The 25,236-nt window shown below is 44.7% G+C and carries 7 protein-coding genes; 4 read left to right on the top strand and 3 right to left on the bottom strand.

Going from position 1 to position 25,236, the window contains the following annotated elements:
* Both HG263_RS16100 and HG263_RS16095 read right to left on the bottom strand, forming a co-directional pair.
* Positions 1-5,034: a non-ribosomal peptide synthetase gene (locus HG263_RS16100; RefSeq protein WP_171627111.1), complete on the bottom strand. Its 5,034-nt coding sequence runs from the start codon at positions 5,032-5,034 to the stop codon at positions 1-3.
* Positions 5,035-5,094: 60 nt separating this feature from the next.
* Positions 5,095-17,652, bottom strand: a complete 12,558-nt coding sequence (locus tag HG263_RS16095) for a non-ribosomal peptide synthetase (protein ID WP_171627110.1) — start codon at positions 17,650-17,652, stop codon at positions 5,095-5,097.
* 695 nt (positions 17,653-18,347) lie between these two features.
* On the opposite strand from HG263_RS16095, the gene HG263_RS16090 reads away from it, so the two are divergent.
* The 4 genes from HG263_RS16090 to HG263_RS16075 all read left to right on the top strand — a co-directional run bounded on the left by HG263_RS16090 (position 18,348) and on the right by HG263_RS16075 (position 24,092).
* Positions 18,348-19,100 (top strand): MipA/OmpV family protein, encoded by a 753-nt coding sequence (locus HG263_RS16090; protein WP_171627109.1) that lies wholly within the window; start codon positions 18,348-18,350, stop codon positions 19,098-19,100.
* Positions 19,101-19,415: 315 nt separating this feature from the next.
* Positions 19,416-19,853, top strand: a complete 438-nt coding sequence (locus tag HG263_RS16085) for a DUF2141 domain-containing protein (RefSeq protein WP_171627108.1) — start codon at positions 19,416-19,418, stop codon at positions 19,851-19,853.
* Between the two features lie 19 nt (positions 19,854-19,872).
* Entirely contained in the window at positions 19,873-20,970 is a 1,098-nt protein-coding gene (locus HG263_RS16080) for an efflux RND transporter periplasmic adaptor subunit (protein WP_171627107.1), read from the top strand.
* Entirely contained in the window at positions 20,967-24,092 is a 3,126-nt protein-coding gene (locus HG263_RS16075; protein WP_171627106.1) for an efflux RND transporter permease subunit, read from the top strand. Before HG263_RS16080 ends, HG263_RS16075 begins: the two co-directional genes overlap by 4 nt.
* A 40-nt stretch (positions 24,093-24,132) precedes the next feature.
* On the opposite strand, the gene HG263_RS16070 is transcribed toward HG263_RS16075, so the two are convergent.
* On the bottom strand, positions 24,133-24,903 hold the full coding sequence (locus HG263_RS16070; RefSeq protein ID WP_171627105.1) for an SDR family oxidoreductase: 771 nt from the start codon (positions 24,901-24,903) through the stop codon (positions 24,133-24,135).
* Between the last annotated feature and the right edge of the window lie 333 nt (positions 24,904-25,236).

Genomic DNA, 25,236 nt, shown 5'->3' with positions numbered 1-25,236 from the left:
TTATGCCCTTTTACCTTGTCGGTTTCTTAGCTTGAGCATTCTTGCCCTTGCATCTTGCTTATTTTTTGTCTTGCCACTGTCAACTTGATCTCGCGCTTGCCCTGTAGGGCAAATAAACTGGCAAAAACGCTCAATTGACGGGTAATTAATTAAATCAAGCGTGGTAATTGCTTTGAGCGCCGCAGTGCTTGCATCACTCATAGGCCCTTGCTCTGGTAGCGCTTTGAGCTTAGTGAGTAAGGGCAAGAACAGCAGCGAGTGACCACCTGCATCAAAGAAGTTATCGGTATCACTCACCTTGGCTTGCAATAGTTCGTACCAAACACTGCGAACGCCCTCGAGCAATGCTTGCTCAATAGACTCTACGCCTTGCGTCGCTGTGTCTTGTTCCGTTTGTTCAGTGACTGATTCTTGAGTTGAAGCACTGTCTAATTGGCTGAGATCATTAGCTGTAACCGTTGCTAAACGCTGTGCAATGGCAACAGAGCCGTGACTAAACGTTTGGTGCTGCGCATGGGCGTTGTCGGCCATTTGTGCAAACACCGCCATATATAATTCGCCCAATGCAACCACTTGCTCGCGCGTTAACAGATCATTGTCGTAGTCCAATTGGAGTGACACATCATTGGCTTTTAGGCCAGAAGAGAGTGTTAAATGTTGAAAATGTACCGTCAGCGCAAAGTTAGTGCCTTCATGAACTTGGTCAGTGCGCAAGTTGTTTTTCACAGTTAAACCCAACTCAGGACAAAGCGCTTCATACACGTGGAAGTCCATGTAATTAAATAGCACATCTTCTAATAGTGAGGTTTCTCGACCCACTAAACGCTGTACTTCAGCCAAAGGGAAGCGACGATGTGGAATAAGGTCACACTCCAGCGCAAAAGTGTCTTGAATTAAGGCTTGCCACGTGCCGTCTTTTAACTTTTGTCTAAACGGTAATGTGTTGATAAATAAACCATACTGTTTATCTCCCCCCTTACCTTCATAGCGACCATTAGTTGGAATACCTGTAAGTACGTCTTGTTGTGCGCTGACTAAACTCATCACCTTGATGTGACCTGCTAACAACACACTTTTCAACGGTACATTGGCTTGTTTCATCAATGCTTTTAAGCCATCGTAAATGTTATCTTCAATCCGCAGGTGTACCGCACGCAATTGCTTAGACTCACACATAGCATCACTTTGCAGCGGCAATGCCAGTGGTTCAAAATCGGCCAAATAATTGCGCCAAAAGTCGATACTTTGTGGATTGTTTATGGTCGCTTTTTCAGTGGCCACAAAGTCTGCATAACGCCAATTTAGTTGTGGCAGTGCGGTGTGCGCTCGACGGCCCATTTTTTCAGCATACAGATTAAACACATCAACGATCAGTGAGTGGTAGCTCCAGCCATCAAAAATAGGGTGACATTCCGTCATAGTAAACTGGAAGCTTGTGGCACTGCGATGTTGAATAAAAAAGCGCAGTAACGTGGGCTGTGTTAAATCAAACGGTGAGGCTTTTTCTTGCTCTATTAATGCCATCACCTGCGCTTCTTGCTGAGACTCTTCCAATGCTGAAATATCAGAAAACTCCACTGGCAACAGGGCATGTGCGTGCACACACTGAATGGGCTGATACTCATTGTGCAAGTCGAATCCTGTACGCAAAATCTCATGATGAGCCACCAGCTCTTGCACCGCTTTATAAAACAGCGCTTCATTGAGTTTATGGTCCAAACAAATATGTGATGTGCCCGTACAGTGATAAATATTCGACTCTGGCGCCAACATCATATGGTAGAACATACCTGCCTGCATACCGCTTAATGGATACGCATCAATCACATCCTCAGGGAGTTGCGCGCGTTGCTCTTCGCTTATCATGCTAAACGCGGGAACATCTTTTACTACACCCATAGAGTCAGCGTCATGCTGAGTCAGATAATCGGCAAGCGCTTTTAAAGTTTGGGTCTTAAAAATTTGCTCCAGTGGCAAGGAGATCCCTTGTTGCTCTAGTAGCTCATTGACTTGCACCGCACGTAATGAGTCACCACCTAGAGCAAAAAAGTTATCGTTCACACTGACGCTATCAACGTTTAGTACTTGCTGCCAAATTTTCGCGATTCCCACTTCTATGGCACTACTTGGTGCAACAAATTCTTGCATAAGTGTGCTTCTATCTACTTTCGGCTCTGGCAGTGCGCGGCGGTCAATTTTGCCATTAATGGTTAGCCCAAATGCCTCTAACGGCATAAAAATGGCGGGGATCATATACTCAGGTAAGGTCTTGGCAAGTTGCTCTCTTAGAGCTTGTACGTTTAGTTCATCACACACAACGTAAGCAACTAACTGAGCACCTTGCTGCGGCGTTTCATGGGCTAGCACCAAAGCTTCTTTGATGCCGCTGCAAGCTAATAACGCGTTTTCAATTTCCCCTAACTCAATCCTAAAACCGCGGATCTTCACTTGATGATCGGCACGCCCTTGGTAAATCAGCTCTCCTTGGTTATCTACTTTCACCAAGTCCCCAGACCGATATAGCGTTGGCTGCACATCACTAAATGGGTTATTAAGAAAGCGCTCTGCACTTAACTCAACGCGGTTATGATAACCATCAGCAACACCGTCTCCAGATACAAACAACTCCCCTGTCATACCATCGGGCACAGGTTGTAACCATGGGTCTAATACATACATCGATAAATCTGGTATCGCTTCGCCGATTGGTGCCGCAATACGCCCTTTTAATAACTCAGCCGACAGCGCTTGGTAAGTTACATGCACCGTAGTTTCAGTAATGCCATACATATTTATGAGCTTTGGTTGTTGATCTGAATATTGCTCAAACCAACGTGATACCGATGGAATGTCCAACGCTTCCCCACCAAAGATCACATAGCGTAAGTGATAGGGCTTGCCAATTGCTGCATATTGTTTAAATGCCGAAGGTGTTTGGTTCAACACCGTGATCTGATATTTTTCAACCCACTGTGCAAATACATCGGGCGCACGAGTCACCTCTTTGGGGATCACCACTAATTTGGCACCGTATAATAATGCCCCCCACATTTCCCAAACGGAAAAGTCAAACACGCATGAGTGGAATAAACTCCATACATCTTGGCTGTTAAACTCAAACCAATGATCGGTGGCGCTAAAGAGTCTTAACACATTGTGATGGGTTGTCTTCACCCCTTTTGGTTTACCCGTAGAGCCCGAGGTATAGATCATATAAGCCTGATCTGCGCACTCAATATGGCGATTTAAATTGCTGTCATCGTTGCTTGCAATCTGCTGCGCATGGGTATCTAAACACACCAGATGCAGGTTACGTTCGGTAAATAAAGCAAGGCTGTCTTGATTGCCTATAACCACATCCACATTGGCATCATCTAAAATATATTCCAGTCTTTGCTGACCCGCACTTGGGTCTATTGGAACGTAAGCCGCGCCTACTTTTAACACCGCTAAAATCGCCACCATGGTGTCAACGCTTGGCGATAAGCAAATAGCCACTTTTGAGCCTTGCGCCAGATGAGGCTGAACGCTTAGTAAATGACGGGCGAGTTGGTTAGCATGCACATTGAGCTGCTGATAAGTTAGTGTGCGCTCACCATCAACAATTGCGTCGTTATTCTCAAAACGTGCCACCATCTGCTCAAAGCCTTCGCAAATACTGTTAAATGGTGAGGAATAATCGCCAGCCGCAGATGCATATCGAGCAAGTTGAGCATTTTTCGCCTCTTCATTGAGCAAAGGCAACTGATACAAAGGCACATCAGACGCGGCAATAATTGAGGCTAACAACTGCGTGTATGCTGCTGCGATACGCTCAATGCTTTGCGCTTCAAACAATTCTGTACTGTATTCCAAAGCCATCGAGACAGCATCAACGTTGTCTTCTAACGACAAAGTCAGATCGAATTTACTGGTATCATTGTGCAACTGCCAAGTGCTTACTCCCAGCTCAGACATGTGTTCGTCAGTGCCATCATCATGGCGGTAGTAGGCAAACATAAGTTGGAAAAATGGTGAAGTATCAAGGCTTCTTTCGCCATAAATATCACTCACTAACTTGGCAAATGGCAGCTGTTGGTATTCCCAGGCATCTAGCACAGTATTTTTAACTTGTTCTAAATAGGCACTAAAGCTTTGCGACATATCACACTGCGTGCGGTAAACCACCGTATTCACAAAGTAACCCATAATAGGCTCAAGCTCCGCCATATCACGGCCTGCAACTGGCGAACCTACGGTGATGTCTTCTTGGCGAGTATAACGACTGATCAATACCTTAAACGCGCTTAGATAAATATTAAAAGCACTGGTTTGCTGCTGTTGCGCCAAGGTGTTCACCCCTTGCACCAGCTGCTTTGGTAGTGCAATTTCTAATTGCTTGCCCTGAAAACTAGGCTGAGCTGGGCGCACTTTATCTGCAGGAAAAGTACAAGGCGTGACATCTGCCAACTGCTCACGCCAAAAAGTTAATTGCTGCTGCGCCTGCTGTTCCCCCAATTGCTCTCTTTGCCACTCAGCGAAGTCGCCATATTGCAGCTCTAATTCATCTAATTGCGGTGTGTGCCCTTGCGCCAATTGTTGATAGTTTTGCCATAACTGGCATTTAAAGATATCAGCTGACCAGCCATCGGTGATGATGTGATGAAAAATAAATAAGAGCTTGTCTTGCTCCGGCTGCACTAAGCGAATAACACGAAATAACGGTGCCTGAGATAAACTAAATGTCTCGCGTGTTAAACGTCGCACTAACTGCGTTTGTTCGTTTGATGCACACTCTAGCTGCTCAATATGCCAATCAAGTTCAGGCAAAATATACTGCTTTACTTCGCCTTGCTGAAACTTAAATACGGTACGCAAAGATTCTTGCTGCTGCACAATCAGTGATACAGCCTGTTGAATGAAGTCATTGCGTATCGACTTATCTATGCAAAACCCCTGACAGACATGGTTGTGCCCTGTGCCAGAGAAAAGCGTTTCACTTAGCCACATACCCTGTTGGGCCATTGAAACTGGAAAAGAGAGTTGTTCAGTCATTGTGTTATCCTCATCACCGCTACGTTAAGCGCAAACTTGTGAAATATCCTTGTTTCGTCTTTATTGACGTTTTCTACGTGAACTTACCCGAATATCCGATGTGCTCACTTTCGGTGCTTTATCTATTACACCAGCCAAAGCACTGAGCGTGGGCATTCTCAAAAACGCCGACAGAGGTACTTTAACTTTGAATTCTTTTTGTACTCGAGCCAGTATTTGACTCGCCTTGAGCGAATGCCCCCCTAAATCAAAAAAGCTACACTGTTGACCAACTTGCTGAACTTGCAGCTGTTCACGCCAAATTTGAGCGAGTTTTTTTTCAGTATGTGTACTAGGTTCTAAAAAGGTAACTTGTTGCTCTACTGCTAATTCCAGCAATGCTTTGCGGTCCACTTTAGAGTTCGCTGTTAGTGGTAACTGCGACACTTGCTGCCATACATCAGGGTGCATAAAATCAGGTAAGCTGTTTGCCACCTCTTCTTGAAGACTTGCCTGCAGTGCGGGCCAGTTTGTAACTTTTTGCTTAGCAACCACAAACGCTATCATTCGCGCACGGCCATTCGCTTGAGCACTATCGCCTTGACTTAATACCACAGCCACATGTGCAACATCCTTATGATTAAGAATGTTCTGCTCAATATCGCTAAGCTCAACACGGTGTCCGCGTACTTTGACTTGTTCATCGTTACGACCGCGATAATGCAATCGACCAGTGTAGTCAAAGTAAGCTCTATCACCTGTCTTATAGAGGATTTCCCCTGTTTTAAATGGATGCGGCACAAATCTTTCGGCCGTTAACTGTGGTTGGTTAACATAGCCTTGGGCAAGGCCTTTACCACCGATATACAACTCGCCCTCACCACCAATCGGTAATAATGCTAAATCTTCATCCAATACATACAGCTGGGTATTTTGAATTGCGCGACCAATTGGCACATCAACCAATTGCTCTGTGTCAGGTACATCATAAATACAGCAGCCTACAGTGGCCTCAGTAGGCCCATACTCATTGATTATGCGTGTGTTATCCGCAAGCCACGGCTGACAAGTTGCGCGGTGCAACGCCTCCCCGCCCACCACTAAGGTATGAATATTGGCTTTAAAATCAGCACCTAAGTCTTGATGTATTAAGTCTAAGTGGGCTGGGGTTAATTTTGCTAAACAGAAGCTGCCCGCTTGAATTCCCTTTGCTAACTCTATCAGCTGGGTTTCTTGGCTAAATAGTTGTACCTGAGCACCACTGGCTATTGGAACCAACAAACTGGTTACCGTCGCATCAAAGCTAATTGAGGTGGTCACAGGCACCTTGCCCGCCACTGGATAGTGGTACGCTCGTTGACAATGAGCGACGTAGTTAAGCAATGCGCCATGACTGATGGCAACACCTTTTGGTTGGCCCGTCGACCCCGAAGTATAGATCGCATAGCAAGGGGATTTATGCGACAAGTGTGGCCATACTTCGGGGCGCGGGACTGGTTGTTGTATCAGTTCATCCACTTGATAAGCTGATACATCAAGGTGTTGTAGCCACTCGTCTTGTGTGTCATCACATAGCAGCATCTGTGCTTGCGCTTGTTTAAGCATGTATTGCTTGCGCTGTGCTGGGTAATTAGGCTCAATCGGAATATACGCAGCGCCCGCTTTTAGTAACGCGATTATAGCGACCAGTAAGTCACTATGTGCACGGTAACAAACGCCTACATATTCCCCAGCGGTAATACCTTTGCCCAGCAATGTCGCTGCGAGTTGTTCACTGCGCACAGCCAACTGTGCATAACTAAGCTCGCCATTAGGGGCTGATACCGCGCACTGCTGTGGGTATTGCGCAACCATCTTGTCGAACAAGCTCACAAAGTCTTGCGCAGGCAGCGGTACATGTTCACCTTGCCATTCGTTTAACAAACGCGCTTGCTGCTCTAAAGGTACGGTATTAATATGCGCCAAAGGTGCGCTTAATTGCGAACCTGACAGCTGCTGCAATACCCTCTCTAACTGCCCTATTAAACCTAACAGTTGCTCATGACCCGCGGCGCTTGGACTGTGGTAGTTAAATTTAATGTTTAGCCCTTGCTGCTCACTGATCACCAAAGTAAGTGGGGTTTCGGTTTTTTCAATTGCAAAATCAAACACAAAGTGACTTGGTTGACGCTCATGTGGGTAATTTTCAAACACCACTAAGCTGTCAAATAAACGGCTCTCGGCAGACAACCCTGCAATAACTTTGAGCTCACCAAGATCAGCAGCGTGGCTTTGTACTTGTCCCATTTGCTGCTGAATATGACCCAGCCATTCTCCTAGTTGAGTTTGCCCTTGGTAATCTATTGGTAATGGCAGCGTTTCGATAAACAGCCCTATCGACTGCTGCAATTGACCGCGTTCAGGCTGACGGCCAGCATGTGTCACTCCAAAGCATACTTTTGCATGCCCTTGCTGGCGCTGTAAAACCAAAGCCCATGCGCCTTGTAAAACGGTATTAATCGACACATTGGCGCTGCGGGCTAGCGCTTTTAACGCGTCGGTTTCAGGCATCGACAGATGTAAATACTCACTGATGTAATGCCCCACTTCCCCTTCTGCTTGTTGCATAACCGACACAGTATCCAGCGGTAATTTACTATGCACAAAGTCGGTCAGTTGCGAACGCCAAAATGGCGCCACAATGGCAAACTCATTTTTTTGTGCCACTAAATCGTAGCTGGCTTTGGCTACAGGCTTGTTATTAAGTAAGTCTGTAAATTGCGCCAGCAGTAAGCTCACTGACCAGCCATCTAAAATGCCATGATGATGCACCAACAGCATCTTGATTTGCTCGCCTTGCTCCAGCCAATACACTCTGTGCAGAGGTGCCTGCTCTAAGGCAAAACCCTGTTCTTTGTCGGCATCAAGCAGTGTCTGTAGTTGCTCAGCACTTTCTATACTCACCGCTTGCCAAACCGCTTGCACATGGCTATCGACCACCAACAGCGGCTCATCCGTCACGGTACTGACAAATTTAACTCTGAGCATTGGGTGCGTATCGACCAGCTGTTGCCAACAGTGCTGGTAATGGCTTTGATCGTGAGGTTTGGCTTGCGGCAAATCGAAGCACAATTGCTCGTGATAAAAATGGCCACGCTCATTGTGCAAGCTATGAAACACCATGGCTTGTTGCATGCTATTTGCGCTTAACACTCGCTCCAACGGCTGTTGCTCACTTAATTGTGCTAGTTGTGCTGCACTGATGTTCACTTGCGCATCACATATCGCCAAAAATGCCGTGCTTTGTTTTTGCTCAAGCAACACCAATAGCGCATTCAAGTTAGACTCAAAACAATTTGCCAACTCTTTGACTCGCTGAGCACTATCACCATGGCAAGCGTGCGACCAATATAATTTTAAGCCTTTGTCAGTTGCTTCAACATCCAGTGTTAAAGCAAACCCTCGGTGGTTGTTGGCTCCAGTTTGATAAGGCAGCAATAATTCAGAGTCAAGCGCTAGTGCTTGCTTATCGTTGTTTGTCGATGATTTACCTAAAAAGTTAAGGCACACATGAGCCTGTTCCAAGACGGCTTTATCCAGTGTGCGGTCAACACTGGCTAGCTGTGCTGCCGCCATAACTTGCTGTCGACTGGCATGCAATGTGTCTAGCAAGCGCCCCGATGTTTGCACAAGAAGCGGGTTAAAATGCGTAAACCACCCTACTGTGCGACTTACATCCAATGCATCAACGCCGCGGCCATGACTCTCACTCACTATCAGTACCCGCTCTATCTCGGCCCACTCGCGTATGGCTTGCGCCATGGCACTGACCAATAAAACTTGCTGAGCATGCTGTGTCAGCACACTGTCGTTAAGTTCTTGGTATAAATCAATTTGCAGTGTTTGGGTAAAGACTTGGGTATCTCCCGCTAATAGCGGCGTACTCAAATCATCATCGTATAGTGGCAAACGCGCAATACGGCTTTGTGACAACTTATCCATCCTTGCTACACTGTGCGTGTTGCACCACTTAGCCCAATTTGCGTAGCCACAAGTTACTGCACCAAGCTGCACCGACTCACCGTCCAACAACTGCTGATAAGCACGATTTAAGTCGTCGATAATGATTTGCCAAGAAACATGGTCCACCGCACCGTGGTGCATCACCCACAACAAACACGGTTGGTTATCAGCTAAAACAAATGGACGGATTAGCCACGGCTGCTGCGCTAAATCTAAGCTACTTTGTTGTACCTTTAGCCAAGTATCAAATTCATCATGGCTAAGACTAACCGGCTCTTCTAATTGTAGTGCTGCAAACGCAGGGGCAATTTCAGCTCGCCATTGTTGCTGCGCTTGGTATAGCTTAAAGCGCAACATGCCGTGGTGATTTATCACGCTTAATAACGCTTGTTGTAGCACGGCCAAGTCACAGTTATTAGGTAACGTCACAATGCGTGATTGATTCAGGTGGTTAATTTGTGGTGCGTTGTACGCAATTGCCCACTGCAATATAGGTGTTAATGCAAACACCCCCTCTTGCTGCGTAACTTGCTGCTGCGTATCTAATGACACTACAGCCGCTAATTGTGCAATGCTTTGATGCGTTAGCATCATTCTCGGTGTGATCTTAAGCCCCTGCTCTCGTGCTTTAAAGATAATTTGTAAGCTAACAATTGAGTCGCCACCCAAAGCAAAAAAGTTATCATCTACTGAAATGCGCTCTAGCTTTAACACCTCTTGCCAAATTGCCCGCAAAGTGTCTATTACAGGAGAGGTGTTCTCATCTTCAGTTGTGAGGTTGTTGTTAGGAGTGATTGCAAGTAGTGCGGTGCGATCCACTTTACCATTGTGCGTCAACGGCATAGCGGCCAGTTCAAATAATTGCGCAGGGATCATGTACTGTGGCAACGCAGCGCTTAATTTTGCACGCAATTGTTGCTCAGAAATCGCGCCGCTACAGACATAATAAAGTGCTAACACTTTATTACCTTGAGCATTATCTTTAATTAAAGCTATCGCATCACTCACCACATCAATGCTAAGGGTACAGGCTTGTACATCTGATAGCTCTATACGATTGCCCGCTAATTTAACTTGGTTGTCTTTACGCCCTAAGTAAACCAGTTGGCCCTCATCGTTATACTTAACTAAGTCGCCACTTTGATAAACCTTTCGGGTTTTATCAAAAGGATGCTCACTGAACTTTTCAGCGGTTACTTGCGGCATATTCACGTAACCGTGGGCCAAGCTAAATCCAGCAATATATAGCTCACCAACCACCCCACGGGGCACCTGGTTATGGTCTTTGTCTAACACCAAAAGTTCAGTACCGGCAATCGCTTGACCGATTGGCACGGCACCATCCGGTGTGGCACCATCCGGTGTGGCACCATCCGGTGTGGCACCATACGTTTTACACAGCTTAGGCTCAAAGCGATAAATACCACAGCCAACCGTGGCCTCCGTTGGGCCATACTCATTAAATACCACCACATCGGTATCACGCCATGACTCAAGCGCACCATAATGCAGCGCATCGCCGCCAATAATAAGATGAGCAGCGTTACCTAAGTGCTCAGCAGACACATGCTGACGTAACACATCTAGGTGTGCAGGCGCTATTTTAACTGCACCATAACGACGTTCGCTAAATAATTCGCATAACGATTCGAGCGGTTTTGAAGGCTCAACAATGTAAAGCGGACGGCCCGTTAGCCATGGCAAAAATAAACTCGTTACGGTTGCATCAAAACCCACCGAACTGTGTAAAATCATGCCGCCTGATAATGACTGCGGTAAGTAGGTCGACTTAGCAAACACTAAGTAGTGCGCCAAACTGGATAAGCCAACTTCCACCCCTTTAGGCTTACCTGTAGAACCTGAGGTATAAATAATGTAGCCCGCTTTAGCACGCGTTGCGACTTGATAATCTTGATTGTAGTGCTGCCAAGGTAACGGACTTTGATCAACGGCTACCCACGGGGTGCGCCCATCTAATGCAAAGTTAGATGCACTGTGTCTATCCGTCAAAATGATATCAGGCTTAGCATCGTCAATAATATGAGCAACACGTGCAGCTGGATAGCTTGGGTCAACGGGGATATAACACCAGCCCGCTTTTATGGCCGCCATAATGCTTACCACCAGCATCGGGCTGTGCTTTTGTAATATTAAGCAACGTGGTTGATGGGCCGTATTACATGCTTGTTCTTGCAACCAATTAGCCAACTGCCCACTTTGCTGCTTAGCCTGAGCATAGCTGAGCTGTACATCACCTTGTGATAAAGCTAACTGAGTGGCGTGTTGCAGCTCGGCTTGTTGTAGCTGTTCAACTAACCATGTTGCTGGTAAAGCTTGCTGCTCGGTGATAAAACGCGGTTGCTGGTAAGTTTGTGTATTAATGGGCACATCTTTCAACGCCGTGACTTCGGTATCAAGTGTGCTTAAATTCGCCAAAAACAGCTGCCATGCTGCTTGTATTTGCTGCATATGTTGATCACTTACACGCACGCTATCATATTCCCACTTACAGTTTGCGCCTTGCGATTGGCTGCTCGACTCAACAAAAAGCGTTAATGGAAACTTAGCTTGCTGACTTTCAAGCGCTAAGCTCTGCGTGTGTACATTGGGCAGCGGCTGTCGCCCTGACTCCTCTTTGTACACAAACATCACCTCAGGGGCTTTATCGCCTCCCCAACCAACGGCATCAACCACTTCGTCAAATGGTATTTGGCCATGTCGAGTGGCATCTAAAAAGCGTTTGCGTGTTTGGGTGATAAGTTGATTAAGCGTTTGCTTGCCATCGCATTGTTGCCTTAGTGCAAGGGTATTTAAGCGCAAACCTACATAATCTTCTTGGGGTGATAAGCCTAATATTGGCAGTAACAACGTGATGTCTTGCTGCGCACCACAATAGCGATATAAGAACCCATAAAATAAACCAAACCAACAATTAAATTCTGAACATTGCAGTTGCTTTGCAAGCGTGCTTACCCATGTTTGAACTGTCTCACCAACTTGCTGCTGCATTACACTCGCTTGCGCAATACCCTGACCTTTATTACCTATTGGCAAATTCAATTGTGTTTGGGCATCACACAAGTGAGATTGCCAAAAATCAAGGCTGTTTTGCCAAACTACAGAGCCACGGTTTTGCTGCTGCCAAAGGGCATGCTTAATGATTTGATAATCGACAACGTCTTGCTCAGCGGCTAATTCATCATGATTTACATCACACAACTGTAAGTAGGTTTGCTGCCAGTCACTTCGAAAACGCGCCAGTGCTTCTTGATCGAGCATAATATGATGGCACGCTAAAATCACTGCGTGATGAGTGTGATTATCGGTGATCAAGGTAAGGTGAAGTGGCACTGCGCTGCTGAGCTTCCAAACATGCGTACGTGCTGTATCACTAAACTGTTGGCAAAAATCGTAAAATAACTCAGGCTGAGCTGAGTAATCTATTTGCTTGAGCAACTGCATATTATCCACAACGCGTTGCTCTAGCCCCACATTGGATTGTCGAAACTCACAACGCAAGCCGCCATGGCGCTTAAGTGTTAGCTCCAATGCCCCATAGAGCTTATCGGGTTGTAATTCACCAGTAAGAAAGTCGCAAAATACCAAGTTATAGCTGGTCGCTTGCTCATCTAATTGCTGCAAATAATACAAACGCTGCTGCGATGCCGTCATGGGATACCAAGTTTGACTTTCGATTTGCTGTTCGCTGTGATTGGCTTGCTCTGGCTTATCTTGTAACAATTGCGTGATGTTTAACGCCAGCTCGCTCACCGTTGGGTATCTAAATAGTTCACTGACCCCCAAGTCAACGGCAAATGCTTTGCTCAATACCCGCATCATTGATACCGCCAGCAATGAATTGCCACCTAAACTAAAGAAGTTATCACTTTGTGCAATGCGCTCCACGGCCAAAAAGTCTTGCCAAATACGAGCAACTTGACCTGCTACTTCATCATCACCATCAAAGTCGTAAGTGTGTGTACGTTGCATTTGTGGTTCAGGTAGCGCTTTTACGTTGATTTTATTGTTCGGTAAACGAGGAAAATCTTGCATTGCCACAAAACGGTCAGGCTGCATATAGCTCGGCAGCTGCTCGGCTAAATAGGCACGCAGTGTTTTTTCATCGAATGTATGTTGCCCAATACTCACGTAAGCCACCAGCAAAGGGACTGACTCAAGGTGTTTTACAATCACTTTCGCGTCAATAATGTGAGCATCTTGTCTGAGCACGGTTTCTATTTCGCTGGGTTCAATACGATAGCCTCGCACTTTAACTTGCTCGTCTATGCGCCCTAAAAACTCCAACTGACCATGCTGATTGAGTCGTACTAAGTCTCCTGTGCGATACATTTTGGCGTGTTTATCTGCGGCAAATGGATCTGCTACAAACTTTTCTGCCGTTAGCTCTGGGCGGTTTAAATAACCTTTGGCAACCCCAATCCCGCCAACATATAACTCACCGGGTAAACCTTGCGGCCGTAGTTGTTGCGCGCTGTCTAGAACCCAAGTTTGCACATTAGGGAGTGGCTGACCTATGTGAACCTGTTCATCATCCCACTGTAGCTCGGCGTTACTCGCACTTACCGATGCCTCGGTTGGTCCGTATGAATTTACAAAACGACGACCTTTACCCCACAATCTCAATAAGTCGATGGCACAAGCTTCACCGGCGGTAATGATCACACTTAAGTCTGGATATGCTTGATAAGGCAAGGCTGCCAACGAAGATGCTGGCAAAGTAACGTGGGTGATGCGTTGCTCTAGTAAGGTGTTGGCTAAATCAGGTCCGGGTAAAATGGCGAGTTTATCAGCCATCACCAACACTCCACCCGAGCACAGCGTCATCACGATTTCCCATATTGAAGTATCAAAGCTAAATGAGGCAAACTGCAGCACTTTACTGCCGGGCTTCATATCCAGAAATTCAACTTCACCATAGGCTAAGTTACATACTCCAATGTGAGGGACTTCCACCCCTTTAGGTTTACCCGTAGAGCCCGAAGTATAAATAATGTAAGCCACATCCTGCCCGGTATGCTCAGCTTGATAGCGAGGTAATTCAGCCAGCTTATCTAAAGATAATGATGAGTTTGCACCGTGCTCATAAATAACACCTTTGTTATCAAAAACTAAGCAGCGAACATCCATACTTTGATATTGCTCAAGCACTTGCGATTCACATAGTAAGAAACGCATTTGCGTATCTTCAATAATGAACTCTCGGCGCTGAGCTGGGTAATCAGGGTCAAGCGGCACATACACCGCACCCAATTTCAATATTGCGTAAAAACCCACTACCAGCTCAATAGAACGAGAAATACTTAACCCAACTCGAGTATTCGGTCGCACACCTAGGTGATAAAGTTGTTGTGCCCATAATAACGCACGCGCTTCGAGCTCTTCATAGCTGATGGTCTGTGATTGATAAGTCACCGCACCAAGTGTTGGCGTTGCTAGTGCTTGCGCCTCTATCATGCCATCTATGGTATGAATTTTTGGCATTTGGCCACTGACTCGAGCCAATTGATGAAGCTGTTCGTGCTGTTGCTCATCAAGCAAACTAAGGTGTGATAGTGGTGCGTTAGGCGTTACGACAATTTCTTCGAGCAGTTGAGTGAAGTGTGTAACAATTTGCGCCGCTTGAAACTCATCAAAAGCGATAGCGCCATATTCAAACAAGCCTTTGAGTTGCGAGCCATGCAACCACATATCAGCACTTAAACTATAGCGCGCTATTTTGCTGTCGATACGATCTAAGCCTGCTTTGCTATAAACAACGGGCAGGTTATTTTCATGATAAGCAAATAAGCTTTGAAACACCGGATGAACGCCAAGTGTGCCTTGTAATTTTAAGTCGCTCACCATGTTGGCAAATGGGTAGATACCATAGTGAATAGCAGTTTGAATATCTTGCGAGACACGCGCCAGCAGCTCACTAAATGGCTGCTGCATATCAAATTCAGTAACAATTGGCAGCGGATTAATATTAAAGCGAGTCTGCTGAGCACTGGTGATCTTAAATGGCAAGCCTGTAATAATTTGTGACTGGCAAGAATACTTAAACAAAAACACTTGGAAGGCACTAAACAATAAGCTATTCATTGAGACTTGCTGTTGCTTGGCAACGCTCAGCAATGATTTCGTTAACTTTTCAGATAATTCAAATGCATACAAACCACCACTAAACGGTGCGGTGTTATATTGCATGCCAGTTAAGTCAAGCTCAGTATTCACCCCGTCTAACCTTTGCTGCCAGTAATTTTGCGCACTGTTATAATCGGCCAGCAATTGGCTATTGTCTTGTTGTTCTGGCGCTTTAATAAGCGCTGTTTGGTGATAAAGCGCTAAGAGGTTTTCAAATACGAGTGCAAATTTATCGGCATCCATCAGCAAGTGGTGCGCACATATCGCCAGTTGCCAATGTGATTGGCTTTGTACCACCATTACTTTAAGCAGTGGTCCGTGCTCAAGATCAAATGACGCTGCAGCCCACTGCTCTAGCGCTTGCTTGGCATCCACCAGCTGCGCGACTTGTAAACTGGTTAACGCAGGGCTTAGCCCATTACACCATTGAAAGTTATCTAAATCGATGGCCTGTGATAAACCATTGTGCTCACTAAGTTTTGCTAATGCCTGTGAGAGCCTATCTACATCCACTTGGCCCTCGAAAGTAAGTGCATAGGGCATGTTGTAAAGAGGCTGCTGGGGATATAGCTGCTGCGTAAAAACCAGTCCTTTTTGTGCTAATGTTAGCGCGTTGTCATCTGCAATCTCACTGCTTTGCAGCTGCGCTGGCGTATCTTCATACTGGTGATACAAGGCTAACAAATTCAAAGGTGTCGGCTGTTTGGCAAACTCAAAATAGGGTATTGCAACACCCGTTTGCATTTTAAGCTGAGCAAGTAAAGACACCAATTGTAACGAGGAGCCGCCCAAGGAAAATGCAGAAGTAGCGGCCGAAAAATGTGCATCGGTAAAAACTGATTGCCAAAGCGCGGTGATGGTTTGCGCTGCTGGCGCTTCTGTCGGCCATGAGACTGCCAAGTTGTCACTTTGTATTGCTGTAAGCTGTGTTACATCACTTAACTGTACATCACCTTTTGAAAAGTTAAGCAATAACATACGGTCTGATTTGCCGTTGGGTAATAACTCAAAGCGTGCATGTTGGAAGACTTTGCTCGGGATCATATAAGCGGGTAATTGCTCTGCCAATTGACTATGCAGCTGGTCTAATTCGAGTGCTTGAGGTGCGATTAGATGCGCGTAAATATGCTGAGCACCTTGTGCATTTTGATGATATGTCACAACGGCTTTTTGAACCTCAGCAAGGCGCTCATAAGCAAGCTCTATTTCAGCTAACTCAACGCGCTGACCGTTAATTTTGATTTGCTTATCAAGGCGCCCCAAAATAACTAAATCACCATGACAATTAAGTTCACCTTGGTCCCCTGTGGCATATTCCATTTGCTCAAAAGAGTCGGCAAAAGCAACCGCTTTTAAGTGTTCCGCATCCCAATAGCCCGCTGAGCAATATTGGCTTTTAATAACCACTTCACCTTGCCTAAGCGCTTGATTTTCTTTCTCATGCTCATTTTGCTTAAGCAAAAATGAGCTATCGGCTATTGGCTTACCCACCGGGATTGTTGCGCCCAACGCTTTAAGCGCGTTTAAAGGCAACCTAGGTACGGGGTAACAAAAACGCGCCAAGGTTGTTTCGGTTGGGCCATACAAATTATAAAGCTTTAGCTTTTCAGGCGCTAAAGCATAAACTCTGTCAGCTAACTCTGGGCGCAGCTTCTCTCCTGCAAGCATCAGTGCGCGTATATGAGAAAACGCTTGGGCAATAAGATGATCAGGTTGCCCAAGCCATAACTCAATAATCGAGGGCACTTGGTGTACTAAGGTCACTTTTGACTGCGTTAAAAACGTGAGTGTTGCTTGAGGGTCGAGCAAAATGTCAGTATTCGTCGGAATAACCAATGTCGCTCCATTACACAAAGGCAATAAGGTATCTCTTAGCACTGGGTCAAAACCAACTGAAGTAAGCATGCTGGCCTTGTCTTGTTCTTCTACCTGTACAAAATCAGATTGCCAACGAATAAAATGTGCTAGCGAATCTGTACGCCCCAAAATTCCTTTTGGTTCGCCTGTTGAACCTGAGGTAAAGTAAAGGTAGCCCGCCTGATGAGCGCTCTCCCCTGTCAACTCTTGGCTTATTTGAGTATCGAAAACCGCATCATTAACAAGTAGCGTATTGGTAGTATCCGATACTACCGTATCGGATAAGCTACTAACCGTGTGTTTATCACATAACACAATACTTGGTTGTGCTTGGCGTAAAATAAGCTGGCTGCGCTTTGCAGGCCATTTAGGGTCGATGGGAATAAATATATGCCCTGCTTTTTGGGTCATCAATAAACTGGCAACCCACAATGGTGATTTGTCTAGGTAAACGGCAATACGTGCAGGTTGTCTAGCAACTAGGCTTTGGCTAACCAGCCGTTGTGTCACCTGTTGCTGCAAACTTGCAACGGCTTGGCTAAGTTGATCGTAAGAGTATCTTAACGAACCATATTCTATCGCCGTATTTGAGCGATACTGATTGGCAGCTAAAGCGAAGTCATGCCATACATTCATTGTTCCAATTCCCTAAACTTGTGTAAAAGCGCACAACGCGATTGCATATACCGCTGTTGGACATATGATCATTAAAACTAGGCCGTATTTACCTCTGTCATCTCAACTAGATTGGCGCTAGCTTTTTCACCTCACAGTAGGCATTGCTATTGTGCAAAGCCAAATGTTCCCAATTAATAAACACAACAACATCTCGTTCCCCAAATGTTTAAATTTGTTAAAATCTTTAAAAAGACAATTTAACGCTCTAACAATCAATAGGTTGACCTGCTTTTGTTGCGCAAAAAATAACAAACCAAGTACTTCAACATACTTTAAAAAAATATGACAAAAACCATAAAACCCTTTCAAAGCCATGAAAAATAAGATATTTACCTTTATTGGGTATACATATCATATACTCAGCTGTTTAAAGAAACTACAGGTCCTTACAATCGCTTACTGAATTGTATTTTGGCACTGAGTATCTTAGGTCCCGTAAATACAACAGGTGCTCATAGGGTCAAATGTAAACAACGTTTTAGGTACTCTTTGCCAGTGAGCGTTAATCCGACGTATTGCAATACAACAGCACGCCTATTTTCATTTTTGAAGGAAATCAGTGCTGTGAACGAACAGCTCAGGCAACAAAAAGCAAGGGCTTAGTTCAGCAACTATCTCTGTGAACACAGCTAAGAATGAAAAGGAAATACGAAATGAAAAAGCATTTGTATACGCTAACACTAACATCGGCGCTTTTGTTAGGGACTGCAGGTACAGCTCAAGCGCAAGGTAATTTTGGCATTGGCTTGGGGCTATTCAATGGCTCAACTGAATATAAAGACATCGACACCGAGGTTTACTTACTACCGGTGCTCATGTACGAAAGTGAAAGCTTCAGCTTATCGCCTACTCGCGGCGAATTTCACCTACCAGTTAGCAGCAATATGTGGGTGAGCGCAATTGGAGCACTTAGACTACAAGGCTATGATGCCGATGATAGTGCAACATTTAAAGGCATGGACGACAGAGATATTGGCTTTGACTTGGGTGCGAGTGTCAATTTTTACAATGACGAAATTGGCTTCTTGTCTTTAGAGTGGCTAGCAGACGTAACGAGTACCTCAGAAGGTAATGAAGTGTCTGCAATTTGGGCCTACCCAATTGAAGGCAAAGCACTCACTATTACACCCAGTGTTTTCTGGCGCTGGCAAAGTGACGACCTAATCAACTACTACTATGGTGTCAAAACTAACGAAGTGACAGCAACACGAGGAGCTTATACTCCTGATTCAGCTTCTACTTTTGGTGGCGCACTATCTTTGGATTACAAGCTAACACAAAGCGTGACACTTTTTAGCGAGATCAGTGCCTACTCGCTTGATGATGAAGTTAAAAACAGCCCACTGGTTGAAGATGACAAAGACATGGGTTATGGCGCATCAATTGGCTTTGTATACAGTTTCTAATATCTCACGCCATTAAATATACACAGGAGAAAGTACACGCGTTGTCACTTTCTCTTTTATTCGCATATATTCAACACCTAACATATCATTACGCTGCATTAAAGTATCACCTACTAGTTTTTTTTGACTAATAAAAAATACCAAAAACAAACAAAAACATTTACTTTACAACCATTTAAAACACAAAAAACATCATCTAATTCACTTTCAAAAGCCTTTACAAAGGCTTACTGACCCACATTGTATTAACCCGTATTATGCTCTTCTATAAAGCATAAATTTGTCTTTGAATTTACCATAAACAAGGAGAGAACCATGTTGATTCGAACTACCCTTTTTTGTGCCATGTTATTACCTACATTGGCTGCAGCCAATACAGCGCAGGAACCGGTTGGAGTTCTAGAGGTTGTTGTTAATTCAGCAAAAAACGATGATGGCGAAATACAAGTCACATTAATGAACAATGCAGCTCAATTTGATTCCAAAGAAACGCCTATTGCAGTATGTAGACAAACCATTGATAAGCTAAAAGCACTGTGTAAGTTTGAAAAACTAAAGCATGGTGACTATGCCATCTTTGCGTATCACGATGAGAATAAAAACAAAGAATTAGATGAGAATTTTTTGGGTGCCCCCAAAGAAAAGCTGGCAGTAAGCGGCGTAGACTTAGCACAAAACCAAGCGCCTACTTTTTTACAAAGCAAATTTACGTTTAACAGTCAGTTAGCGCAAGTATTTATTAATTTACAGTAGAAGATGATTGGAGCTTGCTATGAAGCGAATATTTTCGAGTTTACGAGTAAGACAAGCGATTGCCACAGTGTTCGCATTGTTTATTTTACTGGTGGTGTTGGATGAGCTAGAAAAGGCTGAGCAAGCTAACGTCATGTCACCTGCGACTAACTCAGAACCGAGCCTACACGTCGCTTCAGTGGTTGAAATAAAACCCATCTCGCAATTACCAAGTTTAATGCGCTTAGGTTATGTTGAACCACTGAAAATCACTGAAGTGATGAGTGATGTATCTGGACGTATTGTCTCAGTAACAGATTCTTTTCGTAAAGGTCAGCTACTTGATAAAAATAGCGCGTTACTTCATGTTGACCCACTCCCTTACCGAGTCGCATTGGCCAATGCGCAATCGCAGTTGCTAGAGGCCAAAACCAACCTGAAAAACGCGCAAACTCAATACGATGCCAACAGCTTGGTGGTTAAGTCGGCGCAAAGCCAACTAAAACTTGCAGAACTACAAGTTAAGCAAGCAGAAGTTGATTTAAAGCGCACAGTTATCGCACTGCCATTTGATGGTGAGCTGGTGCAAATAAAAACCAACTTAGGTGAATATGTTGCCCAAGGCACCAGCGTTGCCTCAGCACTACCTAAAACAACACGTGAAATTCGCGTACCTATCAACATTGAAGAGTTTGATGATTTAGAACAGCCCCTACTAAGCAAGCAAGTTGAGGTGTTCAGTTTAAATAAACTAAAAAGCTGGCACGGTAAAGTGACCGGTGTCAGTCACTTCAGTGAAAACCAACAACGTACCTTGTACGTAAGTATCGACAGTGAACATAGCAGCTTACCCATGTTCGGTGAAAACGTGTATGTTCAGCTTCCGCACAAAAACTGGCCATTTACCTACTCGGCACCAGAGTCGGCGTTAACAGAAAAGTTTGAGATTTGGCTCATCGATGAGCAAAACAAAACTGCTCGTCACAAGTTAAAAGAATTTACCATCAACGATGGCATAGTGTATTTTCCCATGCCAAATACGCAATTTAAACGCGTTGTGGAATTTCCTAGAAGCTATTTAAGTCAAGGTATGAAACTTGCCGTAAAAACGTCAGTACCGAGTAAGGAGGCACTATGATCCAGTGGTTTATCCGCCATCCGATTGCCTCTAACTTATTAATGATGTTTTTGCTGTTGGGTGGACTACTCAGCGCCAGCAACATGCGTAAAGAGATTGTTCCCAAGTTGCCTTCAAACCAACTGATTATTTCAACCTATTATGAAGGTAAAACGGCCGATCAGGTTGACCGAGAAATCGGCCACAAAATTGACCGAGCCCTAGAGGGGATCAGCGGCATTAAGTCGATTAACAGTATTGCTGGACAAAATAGCCTAACTGTGACCATTGTGAAGCAACTTGACTATGACATGAACCGTTTAATGGCGGATGTAAAATCAAGTATTGATAGTATTTACGATTGGCCTGTACTTGCTGAGCGCCCACAAATCATCCAAGAAACGCTGGTGTTTGATGCCTTGCTGGTACAGCTTCATGGCGACACCGACCCTGATAGCATGATTAAAGTGGGAGAGGCGGTAAAACAAAAGCTACTGAGCTACCCCGCGATTCAAAAGATAGAAGAATATGGCGCGCATTCTTATGCCGTTTATATTCAAATTGACCCATACAAAATGCGCCAATATGGGCTTAGTTTTGACCATATTTCAGAGGCAATAGCCAAGCAATCGGTACGTGCAAAAAGCGGTGTACTCAAAACCCCCAATGGTAAATATCTACTCTATTCAGATCATGTTGCTGAAACTGAAAAAATGCTTTCTGATTTAGTGGTAAGCGTAACAGAGCAAGGCCACATTATTTACTTATCTGATGTGGCAGATATTAAAGACGACATTACCGAACATGACTCAAATGTAACGTTTAATAATCAGCCAACCATGGGCTTTGCTGTAAAAATGTCTGCCACCAGCGATGTGCTGGAGATCTCCGAGCAAACAAAACTCGCCGTGGAAGAGCTCAAAGCAACCCTACCTAGCAACTTAGACATTACTATTTGGTTCAACGCCGCCAACTACGTTCAAGAGCGATTAGACCTGTTGCAAAACAATGCGATACAGGGGTTTGTTCTGGTCTTTATTATTTTAACGTTGTTTTTGAACATGCGTTTGGCCTTTTGGGTTGCCATGGGTTTACCGGTAGCAATCGCTGGTACTTTTATTGTGCTAGGCGAACTTGGTTTTCAATACACCATTAACGAAGTAACCACATTTGGTTTTATTCTGGTGCTGGGTATTTTAGTGGATGATGCCGTTGTGGTGGGCGAGAGTATTTATAGCTACAAAGAAAAACATGGTGCATCACTTGAGTCAACCATCAAAGGCACCGAGCGTGTTGCGATCCCCACAATTTTTGGAGTATTAACGACCGTTGCGGCACTGTTACCTATGACACGCTTTCCTTCCGAAACAGGGCGTTTATTTGCCGGCTTTGCATGGGTGGTGATCATCGCCTTGTTGTTCTCACTACTTGAATCAAAATTTATTCTACCTGCCCATTTACGCTCTTTAAAATTTGACAACGATGCAAAGTCTTTCACTAGAAAACTGACGGTATACCCTCGCAAATTACTTGAACTATTAGCGCATAAGCTATACCGCCCAGTCTTAGATGCCTGCTTAAGATATCGATACGTATGCTTGATTGGCTTTTTTACACTGGTGCTAGGCATATTAGGCAGTTTACAAAATGGCTCGATCCGCAGCGTTATGTTCCCTGATGTACCAAGTGACTTGATCATTCTTGAGCTAAATTTAGAACAAAACGTACCGGTGTCACTGCTACAAAAAGCCGAGGCGCAAGTTAAAGCGGTTAGAGCGCGCATTAATGAGCAATACCAGCAAGAACACCAGCTAAACGGCGACATTATCGAAAAGGCGATGACGGTGACGTTTGAGCAAGGCAATATTTTAGTCTTTGCAGAGCCCATACAGCGTAGCGAACGTGCCGACATAAACCTAAAAAAAGTAGCCAACCAATGGCGTAAAGAGCTGCTAAATGTAGAAGCGCTACAAAGTGTGGAGGTTACAGTCTCTTTAGAAGGCACAGGTGCAGGTACTTATATTCGCCTCAGTCATCCTGATCTGAGTGTGCTTAATGAGATCAGTGATTACACCAAGCAGTGGTTAACACGCCAAAAAGGGGTGAATAACGTGCTTGAAGAAAACTTATCCTCTATGCCACAGCTGACTTTTACACTTAAGCCTGAAGCACAACTGTTTGGTATCACCCACCGCATGCTGTCGGAGCAGTTGGCAACAGCCTACGGCGGATTAGAGCTTGACCGCTTTTATCGTGATGAGCATCGCGTAAAAATGTACTTAACACTGCATCAGCAGCTTCGTGACTCTCGCTCTGATCTCAATTCGCTGTATATTTATAACGAAAAAGGGCAACCTATTCCATTGTCTGCTGTGGCCGATGTTGAGACCACCACGGTCAATAACACCTTAACGCGCTTTAATGGTGAACTTACCCGCTCGTTAAAAATTGATGTTGATAAGAGCGTGCTGTCACCAGAGCAGCTCTATAGCGAGTTAGAGTCGGTGTTTGCAAGCCATGTGCAATCTCAGTATCCAGGAGCCGGCCTTAAGCGCGCTGGTGAACTTGAGCAAAATGTTGAGTCAACCAAGGGCTTAGGCGTTGCCTTTACCGTGGCAATTGCGCTGATTTACGTACTATTGGCCATTCCGCTAAAACGCTACGGCCAGCCTTTATTGATTGTGTTTTCGGTGCCCTTTGGCCTTGTGGGCGCAATATTAGGACATGTGTGGTTAGGCCTCAGTGTGAGCCTTTACTCATGGTTGGGTATGCTCACGCTCTCTGGGGTCGTAGTGAACGATAGCTTATTAATCGTCAATCGATACAATCAGCTTTGCCATGAACTAGACTCAAAAGTGGATGCGGTAAGACAAGCTTGCTTAGACCGCTTTAGGGCGATTTTTTTAACCACCATCACCACCTTTGCGGGATTATTGCCGCTTTTGAATGAAACTTCAGAGCAAGCGCAATACTTGATCCCCGCAGCAGTATCATTGGCTTACGGATTATTATTTGCAACCGTAATTTGCTTGGTGTTAATGCCTACGCTATTGATTATTTCCTCTGATATAAAAGCGTTTATATCTATGCGGGAGTTCTCATTTGCCAAGGCTCATCAAACCAAAAAAGCCCAAGCGCAATAATTAAAAAAAGGTCGGGTAAATCAACTTACCCGACCTTTTTTTACTGCATGTCTTTAACGCTTTTACTCATCTCTTTTAAGATCAAGCTAGGAAAAAAGCGCCCCATAAACTTCAGTAAACTTGCCTGACCAGGTGTGATCTCATAGTTGTTTTTTGACAACCCCTTCATAAAATCGCCAACCAGTGCTTGCACCGTTATCGGCTTACTACCTTGTAAATCTGCGTCACTAAACTCATCAAGTAACTCGGTTTTTGTACCAGGAGGGGCTAATTCAAATACCTTAATACCCGTGTTTTTTAACTGTGCTCGTAAAGCCAAAGTGTAAAAATGCAGCGCTGATTTGGTGGCACTATACACAGGGGCAACAGGCATAGGCACAAACGCCAAAGCCGACGACACATTAACGATAGCTGCGTTGGGGTTTTGCTTAAGTAATGGCAAAAATGTATCTACCATCCAAATCGGCCCTTTAACGTTAATATCTAGCTCTTTAGTGAGCGCTCGCAGATCATCGCTGCGGGCCTGCAGATTAACCTTTTTCATCACACCAGCATTATTAATCAATATATTCAGCGTTGGATATTGCTTGGCCACCTCGCTGTAAAGGTTACGAATATCGTCAATGTTGCTGACATCACTTTTTATGGTGATAACCTCTTTGAGTTCTTTGCGTACTTGTTGCAACTGCTGCTCATTACGACCCGTTATAATCACGGTATTATTACCAAGTGCCAAAAAAGCCTTGGCTATCTCAAGCCCGATACCGCGACTGCCCCCAGTAATTAAAATGGTGTTATCGGTTAACTTCATCGCCTTAATCCTTTATTTTTTTGCTTAGCCCAGCATATATCACCTTGATGTGATTAAGCTATGTACATTAGACGTCATAAACGTATTAGGAATTCGTCGGTGAGAGAAGCCGTTTTAACAACTATTAAACCAATAGCTTAGTGAACAGCGCTAGGGGGAAAATGAGGGCAGTAACCTACGTGGATTTAGGGGGTCAAATAATACAGGAGATATTATCAAGGTCCGCGATACATGTAACACGAGCGTATTTAATCTCTTATGCCATTTTCAGCTGTAATAAGACTCATATTAACGAAAAATCATTCTCGAAAGCCGCTAGCTTATATTGTTAAC

Source organism: Pseudoalteromonas caenipelagi (assembly GCF_013140855.1).
Classification (GTDB): domain Bacteria; phylum Pseudomonadota; class Gammaproteobacteria; order Enterobacterales; family Alteromonadaceae; genus Pseudoalteromonas; species Pseudoalteromonas caenipelagi.
The sequence above is the reverse complement of the archived record's forward strand: the minus strand, read 5'-3'. Positions and strand labels throughout refer to the sequence as shown.

Coding starts and splice junctions, on each gene's coding strand:
- HG263_RS16090 (WP_171627109.1), top strand. CDS start 18,348: ATGAAAAAGCATTTGTATACGCTAACACTAACATCGGCGCTTTTGTTA.
- HG263_RS16095 (WP_171627110.1), bottom strand. CDS start 17,652: ATGAATGTATGGCATGACTTCGCTTTAGCTGCCAATCAGTATCGCTCA.
- HG263_RS16070 (WP_171627105.1), bottom strand. CDS start 24,903: ATGAAGTTAACCGATAACACCATTTTAATTACTGGGGGCAGTCGCGGT.
- HG263_RS16075 (WP_171627106.1), top strand. CDS start 20,967: ATGATCCAGTGGTTTATCCGCCATCCGATTGCCTCTAACTTATTAATG.
- HG263_RS16085 (WP_171627108.1), top strand. CDS start 19,416: ATGTTGATTCGAACTACCCTTTTTTGTGCCATGTTATTACCTACATTG.
- HG263_RS16100 (WP_171627111.1), bottom strand. CDS start 5,034: ATGACTGAACAACTCTCTTTTCCAGTTTCAATGGCCCAACAGGGTATG.
- HG263_RS16080 (WP_171627107.1), top strand. CDS start 19,873: ATGAAGCGAATATTTTCGAGTTTACGAGTAAGACAAGCGATTGCCACA.